This is a genomic window from Streptomyces sp. NPDC001407, assembly GCF_042895325.1.
GTDB lineage: Bacteria > Actinomycetota > Actinomycetes > Streptomycetales > Streptomycetaceae > Streptomyces.
The window spans coordinates 115,299-137,244 of the sequence record NZ_JBIAWF010000016.1; the positions used below are offsets into that span (position 1 = coordinate 115,299).

General features: G+C 70.3%; 24 protein-coding genes, 1 tRNA gene and 1 riboswitch. Of the genes, 8 read left to right on the forward strand and 17 right to left on the reverse strand.

Going from position 1 to position 21,946, the window contains the following annotated elements:
• The first annotated feature begins 239 nt into the window (after positions 1–239).
• The gene (locus ACFY1P_RS22385; RefSeq protein ID WP_390751684.1) at positions 240–2,540 is read left to right on the forward strand and encodes a transglycosylase domain-containing protein; all 2,301 of its coding nucleotides are present in this window, start codon (positions 240–242) and stop codon (positions 2,538–2,540) included.
• Positions 2,541–2,561: 21 nt separating this feature from the next.
• Here ACFY1P_RS22385 and ACFY1P_RS22390 read toward each other — a convergent pair whose 3' ends face one another.
• The 3 genes from ACFY1P_RS22390 to ACFY1P_RS22400 form a co-directional block, all read right to left on the reverse strand.
• The gene (locus ACFY1P_RS22390) at positions 2,562–2,882 is read right to left on the reverse strand and encodes an SMR family transporter (RefSeq protein WP_361523736.1); all 321 of its coding nucleotides are present in this window, start codon (positions 2,880–2,882) and stop codon (positions 2,562–2,564) included.
• A gap of 30 nt (positions 2,883–2,912) precedes the next feature.
• Positions 2,913–2,983, reverse strand: a riboswitch (guanidine-III (ykkC-III) riboswitch).
• A 34-nt stretch (positions 2,984–3,017) separates the two neighbouring features.
• The gene (locus ACFY1P_RS22395; protein ID WP_058046871.1) at positions 3,018–3,320 is read right to left on the reverse strand and encodes a co-chaperone GroES; all 303 of its coding nucleotides are present in this window, start codon (positions 3,318–3,320) and stop codon (positions 3,018–3,020) included.
• A 102-nt stretch (positions 3,321–3,422) separates the two neighbouring features.
• Positions 3,423–3,743 carry a DUF3618 domain-containing protein gene (locus tag ACFY1P_RS22400; RefSeq protein WP_361523730.1) on the reverse strand — a complete coding sequence of 107 codons (321 nt, stop codon included), beginning with the start codon at positions 3,741–3,743 and terminating at the stop codon, positions 3,423–3,425.
• Between the two features lie 166 nt (positions 3,744–3,909).
• Here ACFY1P_RS22400 and bcp point away from each other — a divergent pair, with 166 nt between their 5' ends.
• On the forward strand, positions 3,910–4,377 hold the full coding sequence (gene bcp / locus ACFY1P_RS22405) for a thioredoxin-dependent thiol peroxidase (RefSeq protein WP_361523727.1): 468 nt from the start codon (positions 3,910–3,912) through the stop codon (positions 4,375–4,377).
• Positions 4,378–4,413: 36 nt separating this feature from the next.
• Here bcp and ACFY1P_RS22410 read toward each other — a convergent pair whose 3' ends face one another.
• A complete protein-coding gene (locus tag ACFY1P_RS22410) occupies positions 4,414–5,655 on the reverse strand; it encodes a sensor histidine kinase (protein ID WP_390751685.1) in 1,242 nt (413 codons plus the stop codon).
• Positions 5,655–6,188: a hypothetical protein gene (locus tag ACFY1P_RS22415; protein WP_361523724.1), complete on the reverse strand. Its 534-nt coding sequence runs from the start codon at positions 6,186–6,188 to the stop codon at positions 5,655–5,657. The genes ACFY1P_RS22410 and ACFY1P_RS22415 overlap by 1 nt, the downstream gene beginning before the upstream one ends.
• Positions 6,189–6,461: 273 nt before the next feature.
• Here ACFY1P_RS22415 and ACFY1P_RS22420 point away from each other — a divergent pair, with 273 nt between their 5' ends.
• Together ACFY1P_RS22420 and ACFY1P_RS22425 are read left to right on the forward strand one after the other, a co-directional pair.
• Entirely contained in the window at positions 6,462–7,964 is a 1,503-nt protein-coding gene (locus tag ACFY1P_RS22420) for an MFS transporter (RefSeq protein WP_361523721.1), read from the forward strand.
• 115 nt (positions 7,965–8,079) lie between these two features.
• Positions 8,080–8,163 (forward strand) — tRNA-Leu (locus ACFY1P_RS22425).
• A 70-nt stretch (positions 8,164–8,233) separates the two neighbouring features.
• Here the strand turns inward: ACFY1P_RS22425 and rdgB are convergent.
• The 3 genes from rdgB to ACFY1P_RS22440 all read right to left on the reverse strand — a co-directional run bounded on the left by rdgB (position 8,234) and on the right by ACFY1P_RS22440 (position 9,908).
• On the reverse strand, positions 8,234–8,836 hold the full coding sequence (gene rdgB, locus ACFY1P_RS22430) for an RdgB/HAM1 family non-canonical purine NTP pyrophosphatase (RefSeq protein ID WP_390751686.1): 603 nt from the start codon (positions 8,834–8,836) through the stop codon (positions 8,234–8,236).
• Positions 8,833–9,567, reverse strand: a complete 735-nt coding sequence (rph, locus tag ACFY1P_RS22435) for a ribonuclease PH (protein WP_361523713.1) — start codon at positions 9,565–9,567, stop codon at positions 8,833–8,835. Before rph ends, rdgB begins: the two co-directional genes overlap by 4 nt.
• A gap of 107 nt (positions 9,568–9,674) precedes the next feature.
• Positions 9,675–9,908 carry a glucose PTS transporter subunit EIIB gene (locus tag ACFY1P_RS22440; protein WP_087927953.1) on the reverse strand — a complete coding sequence of 78 codons (234 nt, stop codon included), beginning with the start codon at positions 9,906–9,908 and terminating at the stop codon, positions 9,675–9,677.
• A 224-nt stretch (positions 9,909–10,132) separates the two neighbouring features.
• Here ACFY1P_RS22440 and ACFY1P_RS22445 point away from each other — a divergent pair, with 224 nt between their 5' ends.
• Positions 10,133–11,446 (forward strand): PTS transporter subunit EIIC, encoded by a 1,314-nt coding sequence (locus tag ACFY1P_RS22445; RefSeq protein WP_361523710.1) that lies wholly within the window; start codon positions 10,133–10,135, stop codon positions 11,444–11,446.
• A 268-nt stretch (positions 11,447–11,714) separates the two neighbouring features.
• The gene (locus ACFY1P_RS22450; RefSeq protein ID WP_390751687.1) at positions 11,715–13,004 is read left to right on the forward strand and encodes a PTS transporter subunit EIIC; all 1,290 of its coding nucleotides are present in this window, start codon (positions 11,715–11,717) and stop codon (positions 13,002–13,004) included.
• Between the two features lie 108 nt (positions 13,005–13,112).
• On the opposite strand, the gene ACFY1P_RS22455 is transcribed toward ACFY1P_RS22450, so the two are convergent.
• The 8 genes from ACFY1P_RS22455 to clpS all read right to left on the reverse strand — a co-directional run bounded on the left by ACFY1P_RS22455 (position 13,113) and on the right by clpS (position 18,984).
• Positions 13,113–13,862, reverse strand: a complete 750-nt coding sequence (locus tag ACFY1P_RS22455) for an MBL fold metallo-hydrolase (protein WP_361523705.1) — start codon at positions 13,860–13,862, stop codon at positions 13,113–13,115.
• Positions 13,863–14,070: 208 nt separating this feature from the next.
• The gene (locus ACFY1P_RS22460) at positions 14,071–15,021 is read right to left on the reverse strand and encodes a cysteine synthase (protein ID WP_361523702.1); all 951 of its coding nucleotides are present in this window, start codon (positions 15,019–15,021) and stop codon (positions 14,071–14,073) included.
• 14 nt (positions 15,022–15,035) lie between these two features.
• A complete protein-coding gene (locus tag ACFY1P_RS22465; RefSeq protein ID WP_361523699.1) occupies positions 15,036–15,323 on the reverse strand; it encodes a MoaD/ThiS family protein in 288 nt (95 codons plus the stop codon).
• A 68-nt stretch (positions 15,324–15,391) separates the two neighbouring features.
• The gene (locus ACFY1P_RS22470) at positions 15,392–15,508 is read right to left on the reverse strand and encodes a putative leader peptide (protein WP_361523696.1); all 117 of its coding nucleotides are present in this window, start codon (positions 15,506–15,508) and stop codon (positions 15,392–15,394) included.
• Between the two features lie 100 nt (positions 15,509–15,608).
• Complete coding sequence (locus ACFY1P_RS22475; protein ID WP_361523693.1) at positions 15,609–16,031, reverse strand: M67 family metallopeptidase; 423 nt, start codon at positions 16,029–16,031, stop codon at positions 15,609–15,611.
• Between the two features lie 211 nt (positions 16,032–16,242).
• Entirely contained in the window at positions 16,243–17,739 is a 1,497-nt protein-coding gene (locus ACFY1P_RS22480) for an amino acid permease (protein ID WP_390751688.1), read from the reverse strand.
• Between the two features lie 340 nt (positions 17,740–18,079).
• Positions 18,080–18,673 carry a DUF2017 domain-containing protein gene (locus tag ACFY1P_RS22485; protein WP_390751713.1) on the reverse strand — a complete coding sequence of 198 codons (594 nt, stop codon included), beginning with the start codon at positions 18,671–18,673 and terminating at the stop codon, positions 18,080–18,082.
• Complete coding sequence (clpS, locus tag ACFY1P_RS22490; RefSeq protein WP_361523784.1) at positions 18,673–18,984, reverse strand: ATP-dependent Clp protease adapter ClpS; 312 nt, start codon at positions 18,982–18,984, stop codon at positions 18,673–18,675. The genes ACFY1P_RS22485 and clpS overlap by 1 nt, the downstream gene beginning before the upstream one ends.
• Positions 18,985–19,114: 130 nt before the next feature.
• On the opposite strand from clpS, the gene ACFY1P_RS22495 reads away from it, so the two are divergent.
• Positions 19,115–20,443, forward strand: coding sequence for a nicotinate phosphoribosyltransferase (locus ACFY1P_RS22495; protein WP_361523687.1), 1,329 nt, complete (start codon positions 19,115–19,117; stop codon positions 20,441–20,443).
• 156 nt (positions 20,444–20,599) lie between these two features.
• Complete coding sequence (locus ACFY1P_RS22500; protein WP_361523684.1) at positions 20,600–21,193, forward strand: isochorismatase family protein; 594 nt, start codon at positions 20,600–20,602, stop codon at positions 21,191–21,193.
• Between the two features lie 308 nt (positions 21,194–21,501).
• Here the strand turns inward: ACFY1P_RS22500 and ACFY1P_RS22505 are convergent, their stop codons facing one another.
• Complete coding sequence (locus ACFY1P_RS22505) at positions 21,502–21,828, reverse strand: hypothetical protein (protein ID WP_361523681.1); 327 nt, start codon at positions 21,826–21,828, stop codon at positions 21,502–21,504.
• Positions 21,829–21,946: the final 118 nt, after the last annotated feature.

Below are 21,946 nucleotides of genomic sequence, written 5' to 3' on the forward strand. Positions count from 1 at the left end.
GAAGCGCTGGAGCCTATCCGCACGGCTCGGCCGCCGACCACGTATTTTTCACTCCTGGGAGTGGTCGGCCTGATCCGTTCGGCTCTTCAGTGCCGTCACAGGTGCGCTACGTCCCTCCGACTCGGAACGCATGATGCCAAAGTGTCCGACGGGGCGTACGACGCACAGCGAACCGCCCGACACAACACCGCTCACCGTGGCCGAACAACCCCGGGAGCGGCCGAGGAGTCCCTAAAGACATGAGCGACGAGCAGTCACAGCAGCAGCCGGACGGCGGTGATGAGCGCTCCCGCCGGGCGGGCCGGCCCCCGAACGGCGCCACCGGCCCCGGTGGTTCCGCCAAACCCCGCCGCCCCAAGCGCACCGGCTGGCGCAGGCTCCTGCCGACCTGGCGCATGGTCCTCGGCGGCTTCCTGCTGATCGTCCTGCTCATCGCGGGCGGTCTCGTTGCCGGCTACATGCTGGTGAACATCCCGCCGGCCAACAGCGCGGCCACCGCCGAGAGCAATGTGTATCTCTACGCCGACGGCACCCAGTTGGCGCGCGACGGCGAGGTCAACCGCGAGAGCGTGTCGCTGAGCCGGGTCCCCAAGACCGTCCAGCACGCCGTGCTCGCCGCCGAGGACCGCGACTTCTACTCCGAGTCCGCCGTCAACCCCGAGGCCATGCTCCGCGCCGCGTGGAACACCGTCACCGGCAAGGGCAAGCAGTCCGGCTCCACGATCACCCAGCAGTACGTCAAGAACTATTACCTGGGCCAGGAGCAGACCGTCAGCCGCAAGGTGAAGGAGTTCTTCATCGCGATCAAGCTCGACCGCGAGGAGAGCAAGGACGAGATCCTCGAAGGCTATTTGAACACCAGCTACTTCGGGCGGAACGCCTACGGCATCCAGGCCGCCGCCCAGGCGTACTACAACAAGGACTCCGACAAGCTGAACGCCGCCGAGGGCGCCTATCTCGCGACGCTCCTCAACGCGCCCAGCGCCTACGACGTCGGCGCGCACCCGGAGAACAAGCCCCGGGCCATGGGCCGCTGGAACTACGTCCTCGACGGCATGGTCAAGAAGAAGTGGCTCGACGCGAGCGAGCGCGCCGCCATGAAGTTCCCCTCCCCCGGCAAGTCCCGGCCGCGGCTGGGCATGTCCGGGCAGCGGGGCTATCTCGTGGAGGCCGTCAAGGACTACCTCACCACCGACAACAAGATCGTCGACGAGCAGACGCTGGCCCGCGGCGGTTATCGCATCACCACGACGATCGACAGGAAGAAGCAGGACGCCTTCGTCAACGCCGTGCAGAAGCAGCTGATGGACGACCTCAGCGAGGACCGCCAGGTCGACCGCTACGTCCGCGCGGGCGGCGCCTCCATCGACCCCACCACCGGCCGGGTGGTCGCCCTCTACGGCGGCATCGACTACACCAAGCAGTACGTCAACAACGCCACTCGCCGCGACTACCAGGTGGGCTCCACCTTCAAGCCCTTCGTCCTCACCTCGGCCGTCGAGAACGGCTCCACCACGCAGGACGGCCGCCCGATCACCCCGAACACCCTCTACGACGGCACCAACAAGCGCCCCGTGCAAGGGCGGACCGGCCCCGTCGGCTACGCGCCCGCCAACGAGGACGACAAGTCCTACGGGCAGCTCAACGTCACCAAGGCCACCGACCTCTCGGTCAACGCCGTCTACGCCCAGATGGCACAGGACGTCGGCCCGGGCAAGGTCAAGGACACCGCGGTCGCCCTCGGCATCCCCGCCAAGACCCCCGAGCTGACCCCCTACCCCTCCATCGCGCTGGGCGTGGCCACCGCCAGCGTCCTGGACATGACCCAGGCGTACGCGACGCTCGCCAACCACGGCCGGCACGGCCCGTACACCCTGGTCGACAAGGTCACCAAGGGCGGCGAGAACGTCGAACTGCCCGGCAAGGAGCCCAAGCGCGCCGTCACCCGCGACGCCGCCGACACCACCACCGCCGTCCTCAAGAGCGTCGTCGACAACGGCACCGGCTCCACCGCGCAGGCCGCCGGGCGCCCCGCGGCCGGCAAGACGGGCACCGCGGAGGAGGACAAGGCCGCCTGGTTCGCGGGCTACACCCCCGACCTGGCCACGGTCGTCGCGGTCATGGGCCAGGACTCCGACACCGGCACACAGAAGTCGCTGTACGGCGCGACCGGGCTGCCCCGCATCAACGGCGGCGGCGCGCCCGCGGACATCTGGGCCGCCTACACCGAGGTGGCGCTGGAGGGCACCGAGGTCAAGGACTTCGACCTCCAGACCTCCGGCGGCGAACCCGCGCCGACCCTGGAGCCGCCGACGACCTCGGCGCCCCCGGAGAGCAGCGCCCCGCCCACGGCGTCCGCGCCGCCCAGCAACCTCCCGCCGCAGCCCTCCGCCCCGCCGCGCCGGCCGACCGGACCCCCGACCCTGCCGGGCCCGCCGACCGGGCTCCCCACCCTGCCGCCCTTCACGCTCTTCCCGAACGAACCGAAGGACGCGGGGCGGCACGGGGGCGACCGGGACTCGCTCCTGGGCGACTACTGAGCCCGGGGCGAGGCACCGGGGTCAGTGACCCGAGGTCGCCTTGAGGCCCACCACGGCCACCAGCAGCAGCACGACGAAGAAGATCCGCGCGGCGGTCGCCGGTTCGCCCAGCACCGCCATACCGAACACCGCCGCGCCGGCCGCCCCGATGCCGACCCACACGCCGTAGGCCGTACCGATCGGCAGCGTGCGCGCGGCCTGCGACAGCAGCAGCATGCTCGCGGCGATACCCGCGATGGTGAACACGCTCGGCCAGAGCCTGGTGAATCCTTCGGTGAACTTCATCCCGATCGACCAGGCGACCTCGAGCAGACCCGCGACAGCGAGCAGGACCCATGCCATGACGGCACCTCCGTGGAAAGCTCCTACAGGGGTGCGTCGTCTTGTCCTGACCCGGTACGGCGCGTCTCGTCGGGTTCTTCCGACGGTATCAAAAAGAGGGAAACGCGGGCGGCGGGCTCCCGTACGTCAGAGGCGTCAGAGGTAGAGCCCCGTGGAGTCCTCGGAGCCCTCCAGCCGCTCCGCCGCCACCGCGTGCAGATCCCGCTCGCGCATCAGGACGTACGCCACGCCGCGGACCTCCACCTCTGCGCGGTCCTCCGGGTCGTAGAGCACCCGGTCGCCCGGCTCCACCGTGCGCACGCTCTGCCCGACCGCCACGACCTCCGCCCAGGCCAGCCGGCGGCCCACCGCCGCCGTCGCCGGGATGACGATGCCGCCGCTGGAACGGCGCTCGCCCTCCGGGATATCGGTCCGGACCAGCACCCGGTCGTGGAGCATCCGGATGGGCAGCTTGTCGTGGGTGGTGTGCGTACTCACGCCATGACCGTACCCGCCCCGGCGCGGCCCCGAGGCCATGGGCCGCGGATCCGCCGGTGTGACCTACGCCCGGCGGCGGCGCGAGGAGAGGGTCAGCAGCCCGATCACGCCCACCGCGACCATCGCCACCGGCACGATCCGCTCCAGCCGCGGCGAGCCGTCCTCGGCCACGAAGCGCGACCGCACGTCCGAGACCAGCTGGTTCGCCGCCACATAGGCGCGCCCCGCGGTCTGGTCCACCTTCGAGGCGACCTTGGCCTTCGCATCGCCCACGATCGTCCTAGGGTGCATGCGCACACCGATCTCGTCGAGCGTCACGGCGAGCTCGTTCCGCCTGCGGGCGATGTCCGCCTCGATCTGCGCAGGGGTCCTGGCATCCGACACCGCGCTGCCTCCGTCGTCTCGAAAAGAGTGATGATGAGTGATGACGACAGTCTGTCAGCTCACCGGACCCCGTGCCCCACGGCACCCCCGATCGAGGAGCTGACTACTCTCGGGGACCGGACAGCCCACGCGGGGCACCCCGCGCGACCCCCGACGAGGAGACCTCATGAGCGAGCGACTTCAGCCCGGCGACACCGCCCCCGCCTTCTCCCTGCCCGACGCGGACGGCAAGCAGGTCTCCCTCGCCGACCACAAAGGACGCAAGGTCATCGTCTACTTCTACCCCGCCGCCCTCACGCCCGGCTGCACCAAGCAGGCGTGCGACTTCACCGACAACCTCGACTTCCTCGCCGGGCACGGCTACGACGTCATCGGCGTCTCCCCCGACAAGCCCGAGAAGCTCGCGAAGTTCCGCGACGCGGAAGACCTCAAGGTCACCCTGGTCGGCGACCCCGAGAAGAAGGTGCTGGAGGCCTACGGCGCCTTCGGCGAGAAGAAGCTGTACGGCAAGACCGTGACGGGCGTCATCCGCTCCACCGTCATCGTCGACGAGGAGGGCAAGGTGGAGCGCGCCCTCTACAACGTCAAGGCCACGGGCCACGTCGCGAAGATCATCAAGGACCTGGGGCTGTAACCCCCCGCCCGGCGGGTCCGGCCCCGGCCGGACCCCTCAGGCACCCTCCGCGGGCGGATCCGCCTCCGGAAGCTCGAGCACCGCCTGCGCGCCGCCGCCCTCCGCCGTGCCGAACTCCAGACTCGCGCCCAGCACCACCGCCTGGCCCACCGCGATCGTCAGCCCCAGACCGTGCCCCGTGCCCCGCTCCGGCGCCGCCGTACGGAACCGGCGCGGCCCCTGGTCCACCAGCTCCGGCGGATAGCCGGCACCGTGGTCGCGGACCACGATCCGCGCGCCCTCCACGCGCACCTCGATCGGCGGCTTCCCGTGTTTGGCCGCGTTCCCCAGCAGGTTCACCAGGATCCGCTCGACCCGCCGCGCGTCCGTCGCCACGATCCGGCCCTCGCCGACCACCTCGACCGACACGTCGTCGACCCCGCGCTGCCCCCGCGCCCGCTTCACGATGCCGCGCACCAGCGACGGCAGCTCCACCGGATCCAGCTGCGCCCGCTCCACTCCGGAATCCAGCCGGGAGACCTCCAGCAGGTCCTCCACCAGCGAGCGCATCGTCTGCGCCCGCTCCTGCACCATCTCCACCGCCCGCGGATGCGGCAACAGCTCCGCCGACGCCACCAGGCCCGCCACGGGCGTCCGCAGCTCGTGCGCCACGTCCGCCGTGAACACCCGCTCCGCCTCCACCCGTGCCGCCAGCGACGCCGCCATGTGGTGCACCGACCGGCCCAGCTCCGCGACCTCGTCCCGGCCACCCGCCAGCAGCGCCTCCGCGTCCGGCTCCCCGCCGGCCGCGATCCGCCGCGCCGCCGCCGCGCTGCGCCGCAACCGCCGCGACAGGCTCTGCGCCACGAACCACGCCACCACCGCCATCAGCGCCACCGTCGCGGCCCCCGCCACCAGCAGCGCCTTGTCCAGCGCCTTCTGCAAGGGATCGCGGTCCGGATAGGGCGCCGACACCGACAGCACCTTGCCGTCCCCCACCGACGTCGCCGCCCACACCCGCGGATCCGCGCCGTCACTGACGTACGTACCGGGCTTGCCCTTCGCCACCCGCTTCACCAGCGGGGCCGGCAGCGTCGAGTCGTCCAGCTGCGCCCCGAGCGCGAGCAGACCGTCGCGCTGATACACCTGGAGCGCCGAACTCAGCAGGTCGTCCTGGTACGACTGCGCCTGCCGCGCCCGCTCGACCGCCGAGATGTGGTGCACGGCGATCCCGAGCACCACCACCGCGAGCGCGGTCACGAAGGAGATCGCCAGCGCGATCCGGCCACGGATCCCCATCACGTGATCGAGTACGTTTCCTTCGACTCCCCCATGGGCGTGGCCCCGGTGTAGTCGACGTCGATCCCGGTGAAGGCCAGCACGCCGTCGACGTTCTTCGCGCCGTACAGCCGGAAGCGGGCCGGATAGGTCGCCGCGGCCGCGCCGTTGGCGGCGCCCGAGACCTGGACCACACCGCGGCCGTCCGCGCCGTCCGCGTCGTAGTGCGCCCACTTGATGCCGCTCGCCACCATGCCGGTGTTCGCGCAGTTCAGCGTGATGATCTCGGGCTCCACGGTCGCCGAGCCCAGGCCGCACTCCCGCACGCCCGGCAGCCCCTCGGGGCCGGCCGCCTCCACCGTGTCCTGCGGCACCTCGCGCACGGGCTGCGGCGACTTCTGCGCCGCGGCCGTCTTCGGCGCGTCGGACACCGCGCTCGCCCGGTCCTGCGCCTGGCTGAACCACACACCGCCGAGCGCCAGGACGGTCACCGCCGCGAAGATCGCCAGAACAGTGCGCATGCTGGCCCGGCGGGGCTCGGCACGGTCGGCCATCGGCCTCTCTTCCTCGGTGGGGATCGCTGGCGGGGCGGTCGTTCGGGCCCCGCTCTGAGTGACGGGGAAATCGTGCGGCGCGTTCCCTTCATGCCTATATCAGGTTCTCCTCGGGCAGCCGCTGACCGAGCGCTTCCGCGCGGCGCGGAAGTGACCAATCTCCTGAACCGGCCCCGGACCGGTTTGAGCCGCCGCGCAGCGCGCAGACGCACGGGGCGCCCGTACCAGCACTGCCGCCCCTCAGCGCGGCCGAGCAGACAAGGACAACGAGCCGTGCCCACCGGCAGCAGCACCGAGACCTCATCCGACCGCGACCCGGAGGCCGTCAGGCGGCATCCGGCCCTCTTCCGCGCCGTCGTCCGGCGCCGGAACCCGCGGCTGCGTCGTACGGACATCACCGTCACCGACGAGCGGACCGTGAGACGCGCGGTCAAGGCGGCGGCCCTCGGCAACGCCATGGAGTGGTTCGACTTCGGGATCTACAGCTATCTCGCGGTCACGATCGGCAATGTCTTCTTCCCCTCCGGCAACGACACCGTCCGGCTGCTGTCCTCGCTGGCGACCTTCGCCGTGGCCTTCCTCGTACGGCCCCTGGGCGGCCTCTTCTTCGGGCCGCTCGGCGACCGCGTCGGCCGCAAGCGCGTCCTCGCCCTGACCATGGTCCTGATGGCGGTCGGCACCTGCGCGATCGGCCTCATCCCCTCCTACGCGGCCATCGGCTTCTGGTCGCCCGTGCTGCTGATCTGCTTCCGGATGCTCCAGGGCTTCTCCACCGGCGGCGAATACGGCGGCGCGGCCACCTTCATCGCGGAGTACGCGCCCGACAAGCGCCGCGGCTTCTTCGGCAGCTTCCTCGAATTCGGCACCCTCGCGGGCTACATCGGCGCCGCCGGGCTGGTGACCGCGATGAACTCGCTGCTCGGCAGCGCCGCGATGGACGACTGGGGCTGGCGCCTGCCCTTCCTCGTCGCCGGGCCGCTCGGCCTCGTGGGCCTCTATCTGCGGCTGCGGCTGGAGGACACCCCGGCCTTCCGGAAGCTGGAGGAGGAGAACGCCGCGGCCGGCTCGGACGCCGAACGCCCCGAGAACGAAGGCACCGAGCTCAAGCAGATCTTCACCGCCCACTGGCAGCGGCTGCTGCTGTGCGTCGTCCTCGCCGGGGCGTACGGCATCACCGACTACATGCTGCTCTCCTACATGCCCACCTATCTCACCGACCAGCTCGACTACGACGACACCCACGGCCTGCTCATCCTCATCGCCACGATGGCCCTGCTGATGGTGGTGATCACCTTCGTCGGCCGGCTCAACGACCGCGTCGGCCGCAAGCCGCTGCTGATGGCGGGCATGGGCGGCTTCGCGCTGCTGTCGGCGCCCGCGTTCCTGCTGCTCAAGCAGGGCAGTGTCGTCGCCGTCTCCGGCGGCATGCTGATGCTGGGCCTGCCGCTGGTCTGCCTCCTCGGCACCATGTCGGCGGCGCTCCCCGCCCTCTTCCCCACCTCGGTCCGCTACGGCTCCCTGTCCATCGGGTACAACATCTCCACGTCCCTCTTCGGTGGCACGACCCCGCTGGTGATCACCGGCCTCATCCGCGCCACGGGCAGCGACATGGCCCCCGCCTTCTACACGACGGCCGCGGCCGTCGTCGGCATGGTCGCCGTCGCCTGCATGAAGGAAACGGCCCGCCAGCCGCTGGAGGGCTCCCCGCCGTCGGTCTCGACGAAGGAGGAAGCGGCGGAGATAGCGGCCTCACAGACGCCGGATCCGAAGTTCTGACGTCACCCGCCGACGCCGTGCGCGGGGGCCAACTGCCGGGCGGGGTACGGGCGGGTGCCGATCCGTACTCCGCCGCCGCACGGGGACGACAGGGCCAGTACGATGGCCGTGCCGGGCGGCCGTGGTGGAATTGGCAGTCACGCTGGGTTTAGGTCCCAGTGGGTTAACACCCGTGAGGGTTCGAGTCCCTCCGGCCGCACACACGGCGAAGGGCCGGTCAGCTTTCTCAGCTGACCGGCCCTTGGTCGTGTGCTCAGCTAGTCGTGTGCTCAGCCCAGGAGTTCGCGCACCACCGGCGCCAGCCCCCTGAACGCCTTCCCCCGGTGGCTGATCGCGTTCTTCTCCGCCGGGGTGAGTTCCGCGCAGGTGCGGGTCTCGCCCAGGGGCTGGAGGACCGGGTCGTAGCCGAAGCCGCCCGTGCCGGTCGGGGCGTGGCGCAACGTGCCCTCCAGGCGGCCTTCGACGACGCGTTCCGTGCCGTCGGGGAGGGCCAGGGCCGCCGCGCACGCGAAGTGGGCACCACGGTGCTCGTCCGCGATGTCGGCGAGCTGGGCGAGGAGGAGGTCCAGGTTGGCCTTGTCGTCGCCGTGGGTGCCGGACCAGCGGGCGGAGAAGATGCCGGGGGCGCCGTTCAGGACGTCGACGCACAGGCCCGAGTCGTCGGCGACGGCCGGGATGCCGGTGGCCTGGGCCAGGGCGTGGGCCTTGAGGAGGGCGTTCTCGGCGAAGGTGACGCCGGTCTCCTTGACGTCCGGGATCTCGGGATAGGCGTCGGCGCCGACGAGTTCGACGTCGAGGCCGGCCTCCGCCAGGATGGCGCGGAGCTCGGTGATCTTGCCCGCGTTGCGGGTGGCGAGGATCAGGCGCTTCATGCGAGCGTCCCGGCGAGTGCCTCGCGCTGGGCCGTGTCGAGCGTGGCGCAGCCGCCGACGGCCAGGTCGAGGAGGGCGTTGAGCTCCTCGCGGGCGAAGGGCTCGGCCTCGGCCGTGCCCTGGACCTCGACGAAGCGGCCGTCGCCGGTGCAGACGACGTTCATGTCGGTCTCGGCGCGGACGTCCTCCTCGTAGCAGAGGTCGAGGAGGGGGACGCCGTCGACGATGCCTACGCTGACGGCGGAGACCGTGCCGGTGAGCGGCTGGCGGCCGTGCTTGATCAGCTTCTTGCCCTGGGCCCAGGTGATCGCGTCGGCCAGCGCGACGTACGCGCCGGTGATGGCCGCGGTGCGGGTGCCGCCGTCGGCCTGGAGGACGTCGCAGTCGAGGACGATCGTGTTCTCGCCGAGCGCCTTGAAGTCGATCACGGCGCGCAGGGAGCGGCCGATGAGGCGGGAGATCTCGTGGGTGCGGCCACCGATCTTGCCGCGCACGGACTCGCGGTCGCCGCGGGTGTTGGTGGAGCGGGGCAGCATCGAGTATTCGGCGGTGACCCAGCCCTCGCCGGTGCCCTTGCGCCAGCGGGGCACGCCCTCGGTGACGCTGGCGGTGCAGAAGACCTTGGTGTCCCCGAAGGAGATGAGGACGGAGCCTTCGGCGTGCTTGCTCCACCCGCGCTGGATGGTCACGGGGCGGAGCTGGTCGGGGGTGCGGCCGTCGATGCGAGACATGGTGATGAGCCTATAGGCAACGCGAAGGGCCCCGTTCCGGTCCGCCCCGAACCGGGAAGCGGTTCGTGCGGGGCGCGGAAGGGGGCCCTTCGCGGGAGCTCAGCGGCTCACATCATGTCTTCGATCTCGCCGGCGATCGGGTCGGCGTCGGTGCCGATGACAACCTGGATGGCGGTGCCCATCTTGACGACGCCGTGGGCACCGGCGGCCTTGAGGGCGGCCTCGTCGACCAGCTCGGGGTCGGCGACCTCGGTGCGGAGGCGGGTGATGCAGCCCTCGACCTCTTCGATGTTGTCGATCCCGCCCAGCCCGGCGACGATCTTCTCAGCCTTGGTGGCCATGTGCACTCCTGGTTGTCTCGGCCCTCGGCATTCTCGCCGACCGGCTTTCACACGGTACCCACGTTCAGACCAGTTACGTGGGCGTTTGTCCGCCATCTAGCGAAAGATGACGACCAACCGGCGCTGCGCTCCGGGAGGCCCGACAGGCACCGCAAGTGGTCTACACCAGTATGCGGCAAAGCACCGAGTGGACTGTCGCCGGGGCGGCAGGCGGAGGGACCGAGATGAGTTCGAACGCCGCGGCGGCCCCCCGGCGGAAGACCTGGACCCAGGGCCTCTTCCAGAACCTCCAGAAGATGGGCCGCAGCCTCCAGCTGCCGATCGCGGTGCTGCCCGCCGCGGGCATCCTCAACCGGCTGGGGCAGCCGGACGTCTTCGGCAAGGACGGGCTGGGCTGGACGGACGTCGCGAAGGTCTTCGCGGGCGCGGGCGGCGCGCTGCTGGACTCGGGGCTGGGGCTGCCGCTGCTGTTCTGCGTGGGCGTGGCCATCGGCATGGCCAAGAAGGCGGACGGCTCGACGGCGCTGGCCGCGGTGGTGGCGTTCCTCGTCTATTTCTCGGTGCTGCACCAGTTCCCCGAGGACTGTCCGCACCGGACGAAGTTCGGCGGGGCGGGGCTGTGGAGCGGGGTCTGCGTGACGGGCGCGGGCGCGGCGACCCCGGCGACGTTCCAGAATCCCGGGGTGTTCGGCGGCATCGTCATCGGGCTGCTGAGCGCCTGGTTCTGGATGCGTTTCCACAAGGTGCGGCTGGTGGACTGGCTGGGCTTCTTCAACGGCCGCCGCCTGGTGCCGATCCTGATGTCGTTCGTCGCGCTGGCCTTCGCGGTGATCTGCCTGTGGGTGTGGCCGCCGGTCGGTGACGCGCTGACGAGCTTCAGCAAGTGGCTGTCGGACCTGGGGTCGGCGGGCTCGGGCGTCTTCGGCGTGGCCAACCGCGCGCTGCTGGTGGTCGGGCTGCACCAGTTCCTCAACACCTTCATGTGGTTCCAGTTCGGCGACTACACCAAGCCGGACGGCACGGTGGTGCACGGTGACATCAACCGCTTCCTGGCGGGCGACCCGCACGCGGGCCAGTTCACCACCGGTTTCTTCCCGGTCATGATGTTCGCGCTGCCGGCCGCGGCGCTGGCGATCGCGCACTGCGCGAAGCCGCACCGCCGCAAGGTGGTGAGCGGCATGATGCTGTCGGTCGGCCTGACGTCGTTCGTCACGGGCATCACGGAGCCGATCGAGTATTCGTTCCTCTTCATCGCCCCGGCGCTCTATGTCATCCACGCCCTGCTCACGGGCGTGTCGATGGCGGTGACCTGGGGATTCGGGGTGCACGACGGCTTCAGTTTCTCGGCGGGCCTGATCGACTACGTCATCAACTGGGGGCTGGCGACGAAGCCGTGGCTGATCATTCCGATCGGGCTGTGCCTGGCGGTGGTCTACTACGTGCTTTTCCGGTTCGCGATTACGAAGTTCGACCTGCCGACTCCGGGGCGCGAGCCGGAAGAGCTCGCGGAGGAGATCGAGCAGGAGAACGTCAAGTAAAGAGAACCCGAGGTGAGGAGCCAGTGACACTGCGCTGGGTTTAGAGTCGCACCTCCGGGGAGAGACGCCGAGAAACACCGTCCCCGGGCCTTGGGCCCGGGGACGGTTTGTCGTCGGGCGCCGGCCTGTGTCCGAGACCACCGGGAACGATGGATTCCTTTATCCCGGACTCACGTGCTACAACAGGTCTAAACCACTGAGTGGTGTAGACCAGATTGCGGGCCGTCCCCCCTTCCCCCCGAGCGCCCGCCTCACCTGGAGGAATCCGATGAGTAAGAGCGCCAAGGCGGCGAAGACGGCGCCTGATGACGCCGCGCCGGAGAAGAAGAAGTTCGGCGCCGGTGCCATGGGCGTCGCGCAGCGCATCGGCCGCAGCCTGATGCTGCCGGTCGCGGTGCTCCCCGCGGCCGCGCTGATGGTCCGCCTGGGCCAGGACGACATGCTGGGCAGGAAGTCCTTCCCGGCGTTCCTGAACAAGATCGCCGAGTTCATGTCGGCCGGTGGCGGCGCGATCCTCGACAACATGGCGCTGCTGTTCGCCGTCGGTGTCGCGATCGGCTACGCCAAGAAGTCGGACGGCTCCACCGCGCTCGCCGCCGTGGCCGGTTATCTGGTCTTCCAGAAGGTGCTGGGCACCTTCACCGACGGCAGCCTGCCGAAGAAGGAGGCCGTGGTCGACCACAAGGTCGCCATGGTGGAACAGGCGGTCGACGCCAAGGTCCTCGGCGGCATCGTGATGGGCCTCGTGGTCGCGCTGCTCTATCAGCGCTTCTACCGCACCAAGCTGCCGGACTGGGCGGGCTTCTTCGGCGGCCGCCGCCTGGTGCCGATCCTGTCGTCCTTCGCGGGCCTCCTCATAGGTGTGGTCTTCGGCTACATCTGGCCGGTGCTGGGCTCCGGCCTGCACAACTTCGGTGAGTGGCTGGTCGGCTCCGGCGCCGTCGGCGCGGGCATCTTCGGTGTCGCCAACCGCGCACTGATCCCGATCGGCATGCACCACCTGCTGAACTCCTTCCCGTGGTTCCAGGCCGGCTCCTACGACGGCCCCAAGGGGGCCGTCAACGGCGACATCGCGCGCTTCCTCGCGGGCGACCCGAACGCCGGCCAGTTCATGACCGGCTTCTTTCCGATCATGATGTTCGCGCTGCCGGCCGCGTGCCTGGCGATCGTGCACTGCGCCCGCCCCGAGAACCGCAAGGTCGTCGGCGGCATGATGTTCTCGCTCGCGCTCACCGCCTTCGTCACCGGCGTGACCGAGCCGATCGAGTTCACGTTCATGTTCATCGCCCCGGTGCTGTACGCGATCCACGCGGTGCTGACCGGTGTCTCCATGGCGCTGACCTGGGCGCTCGGCATGAAGGACGGCTTCGGCTTCTCCGCCGGCGCGATCGACTTCCTGCTGAACCTCGGCATCGCCTCGAAGCCGTGGCTGCTGGCGCTGGTGGGTCTGTGCTTCGCGGCGGTCTACTACGTGGTCTTCCGCTTCGCCACCGTCAAGTTCGACCTGAAGACGCCGGGACGTGAATCCGAGGAGGAGTCGGCCGAACTCAAGGCCTGACACTCCCCGGGAATTCCCGGAATCGAGAAAAACGGTGAAGGGCCCCTGGAATCCCATGGATTCCAGGGGCCCTTCACCGTTTTCGCCTTTTGAATTCCATTACCGCGGCTAAATCTCGTAGACCGCCCCGGACCGCGCCAGCTCGACCGGACCCGCATAGACGGCCCGCGCGTCGCGGAGGTTGGTCAGCGGGTCCGTCCACGGCGGGATGTGGGTGAGCACCAGGCGTCCGACACCGGCGCGGGCGGCGTGCTCGCCGGCCTCGCGGCCGTTGAGGTGGAGGTCGGGGATGTCCTCCTTGCCGTGGGTGAACGACGCCTCGCACAGCAGGAGGTCGGCGCCCACGGACAGCTCGTGGAGGGCCTGGCAGGGGCCGGTGTCGCCGGAGTAGACGAGCGCGCTGCCGTCGTGCTCGACCCGGAACGCGAACGCCTCGACGGGGTGGCACACGCGCTCCGTGCGCACGGTCAGCGGGCCGAGGGTGAAGCTGCCCGGCTTCAGGGTGTGGAAGTCGAAGACCTCCGCCATGCAGCTCTCGCCCACGTCGCCGTAGGCGGTGGTGAGCCGCTGCTCGGTGCCCTCGGGGCCGTGGACGGGGATGGCGTCCGCCCGGCCGCCTTCGTGACGGTAGTAGCGGGCGACGAAATAGCCGCACATGTCGATGCAGTGATCGGGGTGCAGGTGCGACAGCAGGATGGCGTCGAGGTCGTAGAGACCGATGTGACGCTGCAACTCACCGAGGGCACCATTGCCCATGTCGAGGAGCAGCCGGAAGCCGTCGGCCTCTACGAGGTAGCTCGAACAGGGTGATTCCGTGGACGGGAACGACCCCGAGCATCCGACGACGGTGAGCTTCATGCGGGCCTGAACCTCCGTGGGCTGGTTACGGGGGGCCATGCGGTCCGTCGAGCGTAAGGCGCGAAGTCGGCGGTCGCTCCTCCGCGAGGTTCGGTTGTGGTTGAAGTCACCGGTACGGACGCGTATGCCGCGGGGCGGCGGTGTCGAGACTACTCCCGGCCAGCCTCGTCCCGCCCCTGCCCGCCCGCGCCGGCAGGGGCGGGTGCGCTCACGCCCAGAGCTGGCCGTGCAGGACGGCGACGGCCTCCTCGTCGGTGGCCGCGGTGTAGACGCCGGTGGAGAGGTACTTCCAGCCGCCGTCGGCGACGACGAAGACGATGTCGGCGCGCTCCCCGGCGCGTTCGGCCTTGCGGGCCACCCCGAGCGCCGCGTGCAGGGCGGCGCCGGTGGAGATCCCGGCGAAGATGCCCTCCTCGGCGAGGAGTTGCCGGGTGCGGCGGACGGCGTCCTCGGAGCCGACGGAGTAGCGCGTGGTGAGCACGGACTCGTCGTAGAGCTCGGGCACGAAGCCCTCGTCGAGGTTGCGCAGCCCGTAGACGAGGTCGTCGTAGCGGGGCTCGGCGGCCACGATGCGTACGCCGGGCACGTGCTCGCGCAGATAGCGGCCGGCGCCCATGAGGGTGCCGGTGGTGCCGAGGCCGGCGACGAAGTGGGTGATCTCGGGGAGGTCCGCGAGGATCTCGGGGCCGGTGGTGGCGTAGTGCGCGCCCGCGTTGTCGGGGTTGCCGTACTGATAGAGCATCACCCAGTCGGGGTGCTCCGCGGCGAGCTCCTTGGCCTTGCGCACGGCCGTGTTGGAGCCGCCCGCGGCGGGCGAGGGGATGATCTCCGCGCCCCACATGGCGAGCAGCTGGCGGCGCTCCTCGCTGGTGTTCTCCGGCATGACGCAGACGATGCGGTAGCCCTTGAGGCGGGCCGCCATCGCAAGCGAGATGCCGGTGTTGCCGGAGGTGGGCTCCAGGATGGTGCAGCCGGGCGTGAGCCGGCCGGCCCGCTCGGCCTGCTCGATCATGTGCAGGGCCGGGCGGTCCTTGACCGAGCCGGTGGGGTTGCGGTCCTCCAGCTTGGCCCACACCCGGACGGTGCCGGACGGGGAGAGCCGCGGCAGGCGGACGAGCGGGGTGTTGCCGACCGCTGCCAGCGGGCTGTCGTAGCGCACGGGGATCCCGCCGATCAGACCATGCCGCCGGCCACGGCCGGGAGGATGGTGACGCTGTCGCCGTCGCCGAGTTCGGTGGCGATGCCCGCGAGGAAGCGGACGTCCTCGTCGTTGAGGTAGACGTTGACGAAGCGGCGCAGCTCGCCGCCGGCGGCCTCGTCGACCAGGCGCTCGCGGATGCCGGGGTGGCGGGCGTCGAGGTTCTTGAAGAGCTCGTCGATCGTGGCCCCGTCGCCCTTGACGGCCTTCTCGCCGTCGGTGTAGGTGCGGAGGATGGTCGGGATGCGGACCTCGATGGCCATGGGGGTGCTCCTGTCGGAGTGCGGGGAGGGGCGGCGGGGGCGACGGGAAGGCGTGCGCGCCGCAGGGGTCACGCGGCGGCGCCGCGCGGACACAGCGCACCGGCGAGCCGGCACAGGTCGACGTGAAGCCGCGCCGTGAGCAGCGTGCTGCTCGGCGTCCTGTCGCTCACGTTGTCGGCAACCATGGGCGCATCGTATCGATTCCCTGTGCGCGCCCCGGAAGTTCGTCCCGGCATGCGGACCCTCTGGTCTCAGTGGGCAGTCACTGTCACCTGGTGGGCGGGCTCAGTACGCGTCCACGACGCGGACCTCCTCCTCGGTCACCTCGCCGTCGACGATCCGGAAGGAGCGGAACTGGAAGGGGCCCGCGTCGTCGGTGTCGGCGGTGGAGACGAGGACGTAGTGGGCGCCGGGTTCATTGGCGTAGCTGATGTCCGTGCGGGACGGGTGGGCCTCGGTGGCGGTGTGCGAGTGGTAGATGACGACGGGGTCCTCGTCGCGGTCGTCCATCTCGCGGTAGAGCTTCAGGAGGTCGGCGGAGTCGAACTCGTAGAAGGTGGGCGAGCGGGCCGCGTTGAGCATGGGGACGAACCGCTCGGGCCGGTCGCTGCCGGCGGGACCGGCGACCACGCCGCACGCCTCGTCGGGGTGGTCGGCGCGAGCGTGGGCGACGATCCGGTCGTGGAGGTCCTGGGTGATGGTCAGCATGGGGGCAAGGATAAACACGGGGTGTACGGGCGGACCTTGGGTGGCTCGTGTACGTCTGCCTCTGCGGGCCATGTCGTCCGCACCACCGCTGCGCGGCGGTGTCCTCAAACGCCGGACGGGCTTGATTTGGCTGATGCATCAGCCAAATCAAGCCCGTGGGGGCAAAGCGTCCCGCCGCAGGCGGCAGGCGGAACATCCGGCAGAACCAGCGTCAGCGCTCCGCCTCGGCGCGGGTGGCCGCGGCCAGTTGCGCGTAGTGCTCGGGGGACTTGCGGGTGAACGCCTCCGGGTTGCGGCGCTTGAGCGCGTAGTAGGAGACGACCATGAGCGCGGCCCAGACGGGAGCGCAGTAGAGCGAGACGCGGGAGTCCTTGTCGATGCCCATCAGCACGATCACCATGAGGATGAAGGCGAGTGCGAAGAGGCTGGTCCAGGGCGCGCCCGGGGCCTTGAACGCGGACTGCGGGAGTTCGCCGCGGTTGGCCTTCCAGCGGTAGCGGAGCTGGGCCGCGAGGATCATGATCCAGGCCCACATGCCGGAGATGGTGGCGAAGGAGACGACGTAGGTGAACGCCTGGCCCGGCCACTGGTAGTTGATCCAGACGCCGACCAGCATCAGGGCGGCGGAGGCGGTCGTGCCGCGCAGCGGCAGGCCGTTCCTGGTCAGCTGGGCGAAGAACTTCGGGCCCTGGCCGTTGAGCGCGAGGTCGCGCAGCATGCGGCCGGTGGAGTACATCCCGGAGTTGCAGGAGGAGAGGGCCGCGGTGAGGACGACGAAGTTGACGATGCCGGCGCCCGCGGGGAGGCCGATCTTCTCGAAGGCGGCGACGAAGGGGCTGACGCCGGGCATGAACTCGGTCCACGGGACGACGGCCAGGATGATGACGAGCGCGCCGATGTAGAAGACCGCGATCCGCCACGGGACGGTGTTGATCGCCTTGGGGAGCGTCTTCTTGGGGTCCTTGGCCTCGCCCGCGGTGACGCCGACGAGCTCGACGGCGAGGAAGGCGAACATCACGATCTGCAACGTCATCAGGGTGCTCTTGATGCCGTTGGGGAAGAAGCCGTGGTGCGACCAGAGGTTGCTGAAGGTGGCGGTGTCACCGGCGTCGGAGAAGCCGAGGGTGATCACGCCGATGCCGATCAGGATCATGCCGATGATGGCGGTGACCTTGACCATGGAGAACCAGAACTCCAGCTCGCCGAAGAGCTTCACGGAGATCAGGTTGGCGAAGTAGAGGACGACCGTGAAGCCGAGCGCCGAGGCCCATTGCGGGATGCTGCCCTTGGACCAGAAGTTCACATAGGTCGCCGCGGCGGTGACCTCGGTGATGCCGGTGACGACCCAGAAGAGCCAGTAGGTCCAGCCGGTCACGTAGCCCCAGAAGGGGCCGAGGAATTCACGGGCGTAGTCGGAGAAGGAGCCCGAGACCGGGCGGTACATGAGCAGCTCGCCGAGCGCGCGCATGATGAAGAAGATGACGAGGCCGGCTATCGCGTAGGCCAGGATCAGGCTGGGTCCGGCCTTGTGGATGGCCGTGCCCGCGCCGAGGAAGAGGCCGGTGCCGATGGCACCGCCGATGGCGATCATTTGAATCTGCCGGTTGCCCAGCCCCCGCTGGTAACCCTCGGAAGCGTCCTGTCCGCTTCCGTCCTGCCGTGCGGCCTCCGCGTTGGCGGAGCGGTCCGCGACCTGCTCAGAGGTCATGGTGGTGCGCCTTTCTCCATACCGGTCCGACAAATTCGGACCGGGTCCAGATCCCCCCGGATGGAGTCCTGCATGCCGACGGTCGGCCGGCGAAGCGCTCCCGCCGCGACATGGGTGGCGTCACGGAGGCAGGTCGTGAAGATTTATCACGTGGCGCAATGAGATCGTCTACCCGCGTGTGGCCTGGGCCACCTTTAAAGTAGGACAAATGTAAAAAGGCCGCCCATTGGCGGCCACTACGGTAACTCGATCGTTATCCGGAATTGAGCGTCCGCTGAGCGAACACCCGGTGAAGGGTGTTCGCATTCCGGACGGAATCACGGGGTCCGTACGGCCCCGGTCAGGACATCAGCGCCTCGACGAGGGTCTCCTGGAGGCCCCCCAGCCAGAGGTACGCCATCACCATGGGCTTGCGCGGGTCCTCGTCCGGCAGCCGGAAGAGTTCGTCGCTGTCGTCCTCGTCGCCGATCTCCAGCCGGGTGCCGATGGCGAGGCGCAGGTCGTTGAGCGCGCCCAGCCACTGGCGGCAGTCCTCCGGCGACAGCCGCAGCACCGCGCCCCGGTCGCCGCCGGCGGTCAGCGCGTCCAGCGAGCGGACGATGCCGAGGGCGTCCTCACGCTTGCGGGCGCGCAGGTCGTTCTCCGTGTAGCGACGGAATTCGGCCGCGTGCGCGCGCTCCTGCGGGTCCTGCGCGGACCCGGGCTCACCGTATGCGTCCGGGAAGAGGCGGGCGAGGGCGGGGTCGGCGGGCGGCTCGCTGGGGCCCTCCACGAAGAGGCGGGCGAGCGGGTCCGCGTCGTCCGGGCCGTGCCCGTCCCCCGGCCCGATCAGCTCCAGCAGCTGCACGGCCAGGCTGCGCAGGATGGAGATCTCGACCTCGTCGAGCGCGACGGCGGCCCCGCCGCCGGCGAGCGGCTCGAAGTGCCCGGCCATCAGCGGTCCTGCGAAAGGGTCGCCCACAGGCCGTATCCGTGCATCGCCTGCACGTCACGCTCCATCTCCTCGCGGCTGCCGCTGGAAACGGTGGCTCGGCCCTTCTGGTGGACGTCGAGCATCAGCTTATGGGCCTTGTCCTTGGGATATCCGAAGTAGGTCTGGAAGACATACGTCACATAACTCATAAGGTTGACAGGGTCGTTGTGAACCAACGTGACCCAGGGAACGTCGGGCTCCGCCACCGCGTACGGCGCCTCGTCCGACTCGGGACGTTCGATCTCAACAGGGGCAACGCTCACGCCTCCCATGCTGCCACTCACGCCGGGCCGGCGCACAAACGGGTCCCGGCAAACAGCCCCCCAAGAAATCGTCAGTCTGACGAGTATTCGCGGTAGCATCGACGCGAAGGACAGGACCGGAAATGCGAGGTAGGGCGAAGTGAACGCTGCGGACCTGGGACTGCCGGTGGCTGTGCCGTCGACGTCCCTCTTCACCGACCGTTACGAACTCACGATGCTCCAGGCCGCCCTGCGGTCCGGCACCGCGGACCGGCGCTCGGTGTTCGAGGTCTTCACCCGCAGGCTGCCCGAGGGGCGCCGCTACGGCGTCGTGGCGGGCACCGGCCGGGTCCTGGACGCCGTGGAGAACTTCCGCTTCGACCCGGACGTCCTGAAGTTCCTGGCCGACCAGCACATCGTCGACGAGCCCACGCTCGCCTGGCTGGCCGGCTTCCGCTTCCGCGGCGACATCTGGGGCTACCCCGAGGGCGAGGTCTACTTCCCCGGCTCGCCGATCATGCGGGTCGAGGGCAGCTTCGCCGAGGCGGTGCTGCTGGAGACGGTGATCCTCTCCATCCTCAACCACGACTCCGCGGTCGCCGCGGCGGCCTCCCGGATGTCGGCCGCCGCGGGCGGCCGGCCGCTGATCGAGATGGGCGCGCGGCGCACGCACGAGCTCGCGGCCGTCGCCGCCTCCCGCGCCGCCTACGTCGGCGGCTTCGCCAGCACCTCCGACCTGGCGGCAGGCTTCCGATACAACATTCCGACGGTCGGCACCAGTGCGCACGCCTTCACGCTGCTGCACGACAGCGAGCGGGACGCCTTCACCGCACAGGTCGACTCGCTCGGCGGGGGCACCACCCTCCTGGTGGACACCTTCGACGTCACCGAGGCCGTCCGGATGGCCGTGGAGATCGCGGGCCCCGAGCTGGGCGCCGTGCGGATCGACTCCGGCGACCTGCTGCTGCTCGCCCACCGGGTGCGGCAGCAGCTGGACGACCTGGGGGCCACCGAGACGAAGATCGTCGTCACCAGCGACCTTGACGAGTACGCCATCGCCTCGCTGGCCGCCGCGCCCGTGGACGCGTACGGCGTGGGCACCCAGCTGGTCACCGGCAGCGGGCACCCCACCTGCTCGATGGTCTACAAGCTGGTGGCCCGCGCGGACTCCGGCGACCCGGACGCCGAGCTGCGGCCGGTGGCGAAGAAGTCGATGGGCGGCAAGTCCTCCATCGGCGGCCGCAAGTGGGCCGCCCGCCGCCTCGACGCGGACGGCGTGGCCGAGGCCGAGGTCGTGGGCACCGGCGAGGTGCCGCCGGAGCTCGCGGACCGGCAGCTGCTCGTGGAGCTCGTACGCGGCGGCGAGACCGTCGCCCGGGAGCCCCTGGACGCCGTCCGCGACCGGCACGAGGCGGCCCGGGCCGGGCTGCCGATGTCGGCCACCCAGCTCTCCCGCGGCGAGCCGGTGCTGCCCACCGAGTACGTCTGACCGGCGGGGGCCGGGGCTGACCTGGGCGCACCGGCACCGGTGCGCGGCCCGGGTGCGCCGAGACCCCCTCCCAATACGCCACGGGAGTCACTACCCTCGGTCACAGCGACTTGATCCGCACTGTCGGCCGAGGGCCCTTCACAAAGGATCCGCACTATGCAGCGTGCACTGATCATCGTCGACGTGCAGAACGACTTCTGCGAGGGCGGCAGCCTCGCGGTGGCCGGCGGCGCCGACGTGGCCGCCGCCATCACCGATCTCGTCGGTGAGGCCGCCCCGGGCTATCGGCACATCGTCGCCACGCGTGACCACCACATAGATCCCGGCGATCACTTCTCCGACCATCCGGACTTCGAGCACTCCTGGCCGGTGCACTGCGTGGCCGGCACGGAGGGCAGCGGCTTCCACCCGAACGTCGCCCCCGTCATCGCCTCCGGCGCCATAGAGGCCGTCTTCGACAAGGGTGCCTACGCGGCGGCGTACAGCGGCTTCGAGGGCACCGACGAGAACGGCACGTCGCTCGCCGACTGGCTGCGCGAGCGGGGCGTGACGGAGGTCGACGTCGTCGGCATCGCCACGGACCACTGCGTGCGCGCCACCGCCCTGGACGCCCGCGCGGAGGGCTTCGCGACACACGTCCTCCTGGACCTGACGGCGGGCGTCTCCCCCCACACGACGGAGAAGGCCCTGGACGAGCTCCGCGCGGCGGGCGTGGAGCTTTCCGGCAAGCCGGTGGTTTCTGGCGGGTGATCTGGCTGGGGCCGTCGGTTGGGTGCGGGTTTGCTTGCCGCCTGCGGCGGGAGCGCACTTGGGGGTCCCCCCCCGGACGAAGTCTGGGGGAGCGTCCTCAAACGCCGGACGGGCTGTATTGGTGCGGGTCCGTTGCGCCTGCGGCGGTGACGCCCTGCGGGCGTGTCCTCAAACGCCGGACGGGCTGGATGGTGCGGACCGTTGCTTTCAGCCGGTGCGGGATCGCTGCCGCATCAGCCACAACCAGCCCGTCCGGCGATTGAGGACAACGCCGCGCAGCGGTGGTGCGGGAACGAAGGCAGCCGCGGCTAAGCCGCCGAGCGGCGGGGGAAGAGGGTTGCTATCGGGTGCCAGGACTCCGTGTCGTCGCCCGGGTCCGCTCGCCAGACCAGGCCGTCCGGGTGGTGCAGGACCGCGGTTATCTCGTCCGGCGTGGGGGGCTCGCTGTTGCCCCTGAGGTAGACGGCCCGGAGGCCGAGGTTGCGCAGGCGGGTCAGCGCCCGCGCGCGGTTCGCCGCGTGGACCAGGACCCGGACGCGTCCTCCGGGCGGTGCGCCGCCGCCCGGAGGCGTCGGCAGCGACAGGGCGACGACCACGCTGCCGCCCGGCAGCTTCATGAACCCGCCACCTGCCATCCGCGCCACCTCTCCCCCACCTGTGTCAATAAGAGCGTCACGACAGTCATCTAAACGCGATCGGCCGCCGCCCGCTAGAGGGCGACGGCCGATACGCGTCTGACCTGCGCAAACACCG

Coding starts and splice junctions, on each gene's coding strand:
- ACFY1P_RS22385 (WP_390751684.1), top strand. CDS start 240: ATGAGCGACGAGCAGTCACAGCAGCAGCCGGACGGCGGTGATGAGCGC.
- ACFY1P_RS22390 (WP_361523736.1), bottom strand. CDS start 2,882: ATGGCATGGGTCCTGCTCGCTGTCGCGGGTCTGCTCGAGGTCGCCTGG.
- ACFY1P_RS22395 (WP_058046871.1), bottom strand. CDS start 3,320: ATGCTCCACGACCGGGTGCTGGTCCGGACCGATATCCCGGAGGGCGAG.
- bcp (WP_361523727.1), top strand. CDS start 3,910: ATGAGCGAGCGACTTCAGCCCGGCGACACCGCCCCCGCCTTCTCCCTG.
- ACFY1P_RS22410 (WP_390751685.1), bottom strand. CDS start 5,655: ATGGGGATCCGTGGCCGGATCGCGCTGGCGATCTCCTTCGTGACCGCG.
- ACFY1P_RS22415 (WP_361523724.1), bottom strand. CDS start 6,188: ATGGCCGACCGTGCCGAGCCCCGCCGGGCCAGCATGCGCACTGTTCTG.
- rdgB (WP_390751686.1), bottom strand. CDS start 8,836: ATGAAGCGCCTGATCCTCGCCACCCGCAACGCGGGCAAGATCACCGAG.
- rph (WP_361523713.1), bottom strand. CDS start 9,567: ATGTCTCGCATCGACGGCCGCACCCCCGACCAGCTCCGCCCCGTGACC.
- ACFY1P_RS22440 (WP_087927953.1), bottom strand. CDS start 9,908: ATGGCCACCAAGGCTGAGAAGATCGTCGCCGGGCTGGGCGGGATCGAC.
- ACFY1P_RS22445 (WP_361523710.1), top strand. CDS start 10,133: ATGAGTTCGAACGCCGCGGCGGCCCCCCGGCGGAAGACCTGGACCCAG.
- ACFY1P_RS22450 (WP_390751687.1), top strand. CDS start 11,715: ATGAGTAAGAGCGCCAAGGCGGCGAAGACGGCGCCTGATGACGCCGCG.
- ACFY1P_RS22455 (WP_361523705.1), bottom strand. CDS start 13,862: ATGAAGCTCACCGTCGTCGGATGCTCGGGGTCGTTCCCGTCCACGGAA.
- ACFY1P_RS22465 (WP_361523699.1), bottom strand. CDS start 15,323: ATGGCCATCGAGGTCCGCATCCCGACCATCCTCCGCACCTACACCGAC.
- ACFY1P_RS22470 (WP_361523696.1), bottom strand. CDS start 15,508: ATGGTTGCCGACAACGTGAGCGACAGGACGCCGAGCAGCACGCTGCTC.
- ACFY1P_RS22475 (WP_361523693.1), bottom strand. CDS start 16,031: ATGCTGACCATCACCCAGGACCTCCACGACCGGATCGTCGCCCACGCT.
- ACFY1P_RS22480 (WP_390751688.1), bottom strand. CDS start 17,739: ATGACCTCTGAGCAGGTCGCGGACCGCTCCGCCAACGCGGAGGCCGCA.
- ACFY1P_RS22485 (WP_390751713.1), bottom strand. CDS start 18,673: ATGGCCGGGCACTTCGAGCCGCTCGCCGGCGGCGGGGCCGCCGTCGCG.
- clpS (WP_361523784.1), bottom strand. CDS start 18,984: ATGGGAGGCGTGAGCGTTGCCCCTGTTGAGATCGAACGTCCCGAGTCG.
- ACFY1P_RS22500 (WP_361523684.1), top strand. CDS start 20,600: ATGCAGCGTGCACTGATCATCGTCGACGTGCAGAACGACTTCTGCGAG.
- ACFY1P_RS22505 (WP_361523681.1), bottom strand. CDS start 21,828: ATGGCAGGTGGCGGGTTCATGAAGCTGCCGGGCGGCAGCGTGGTCGTC.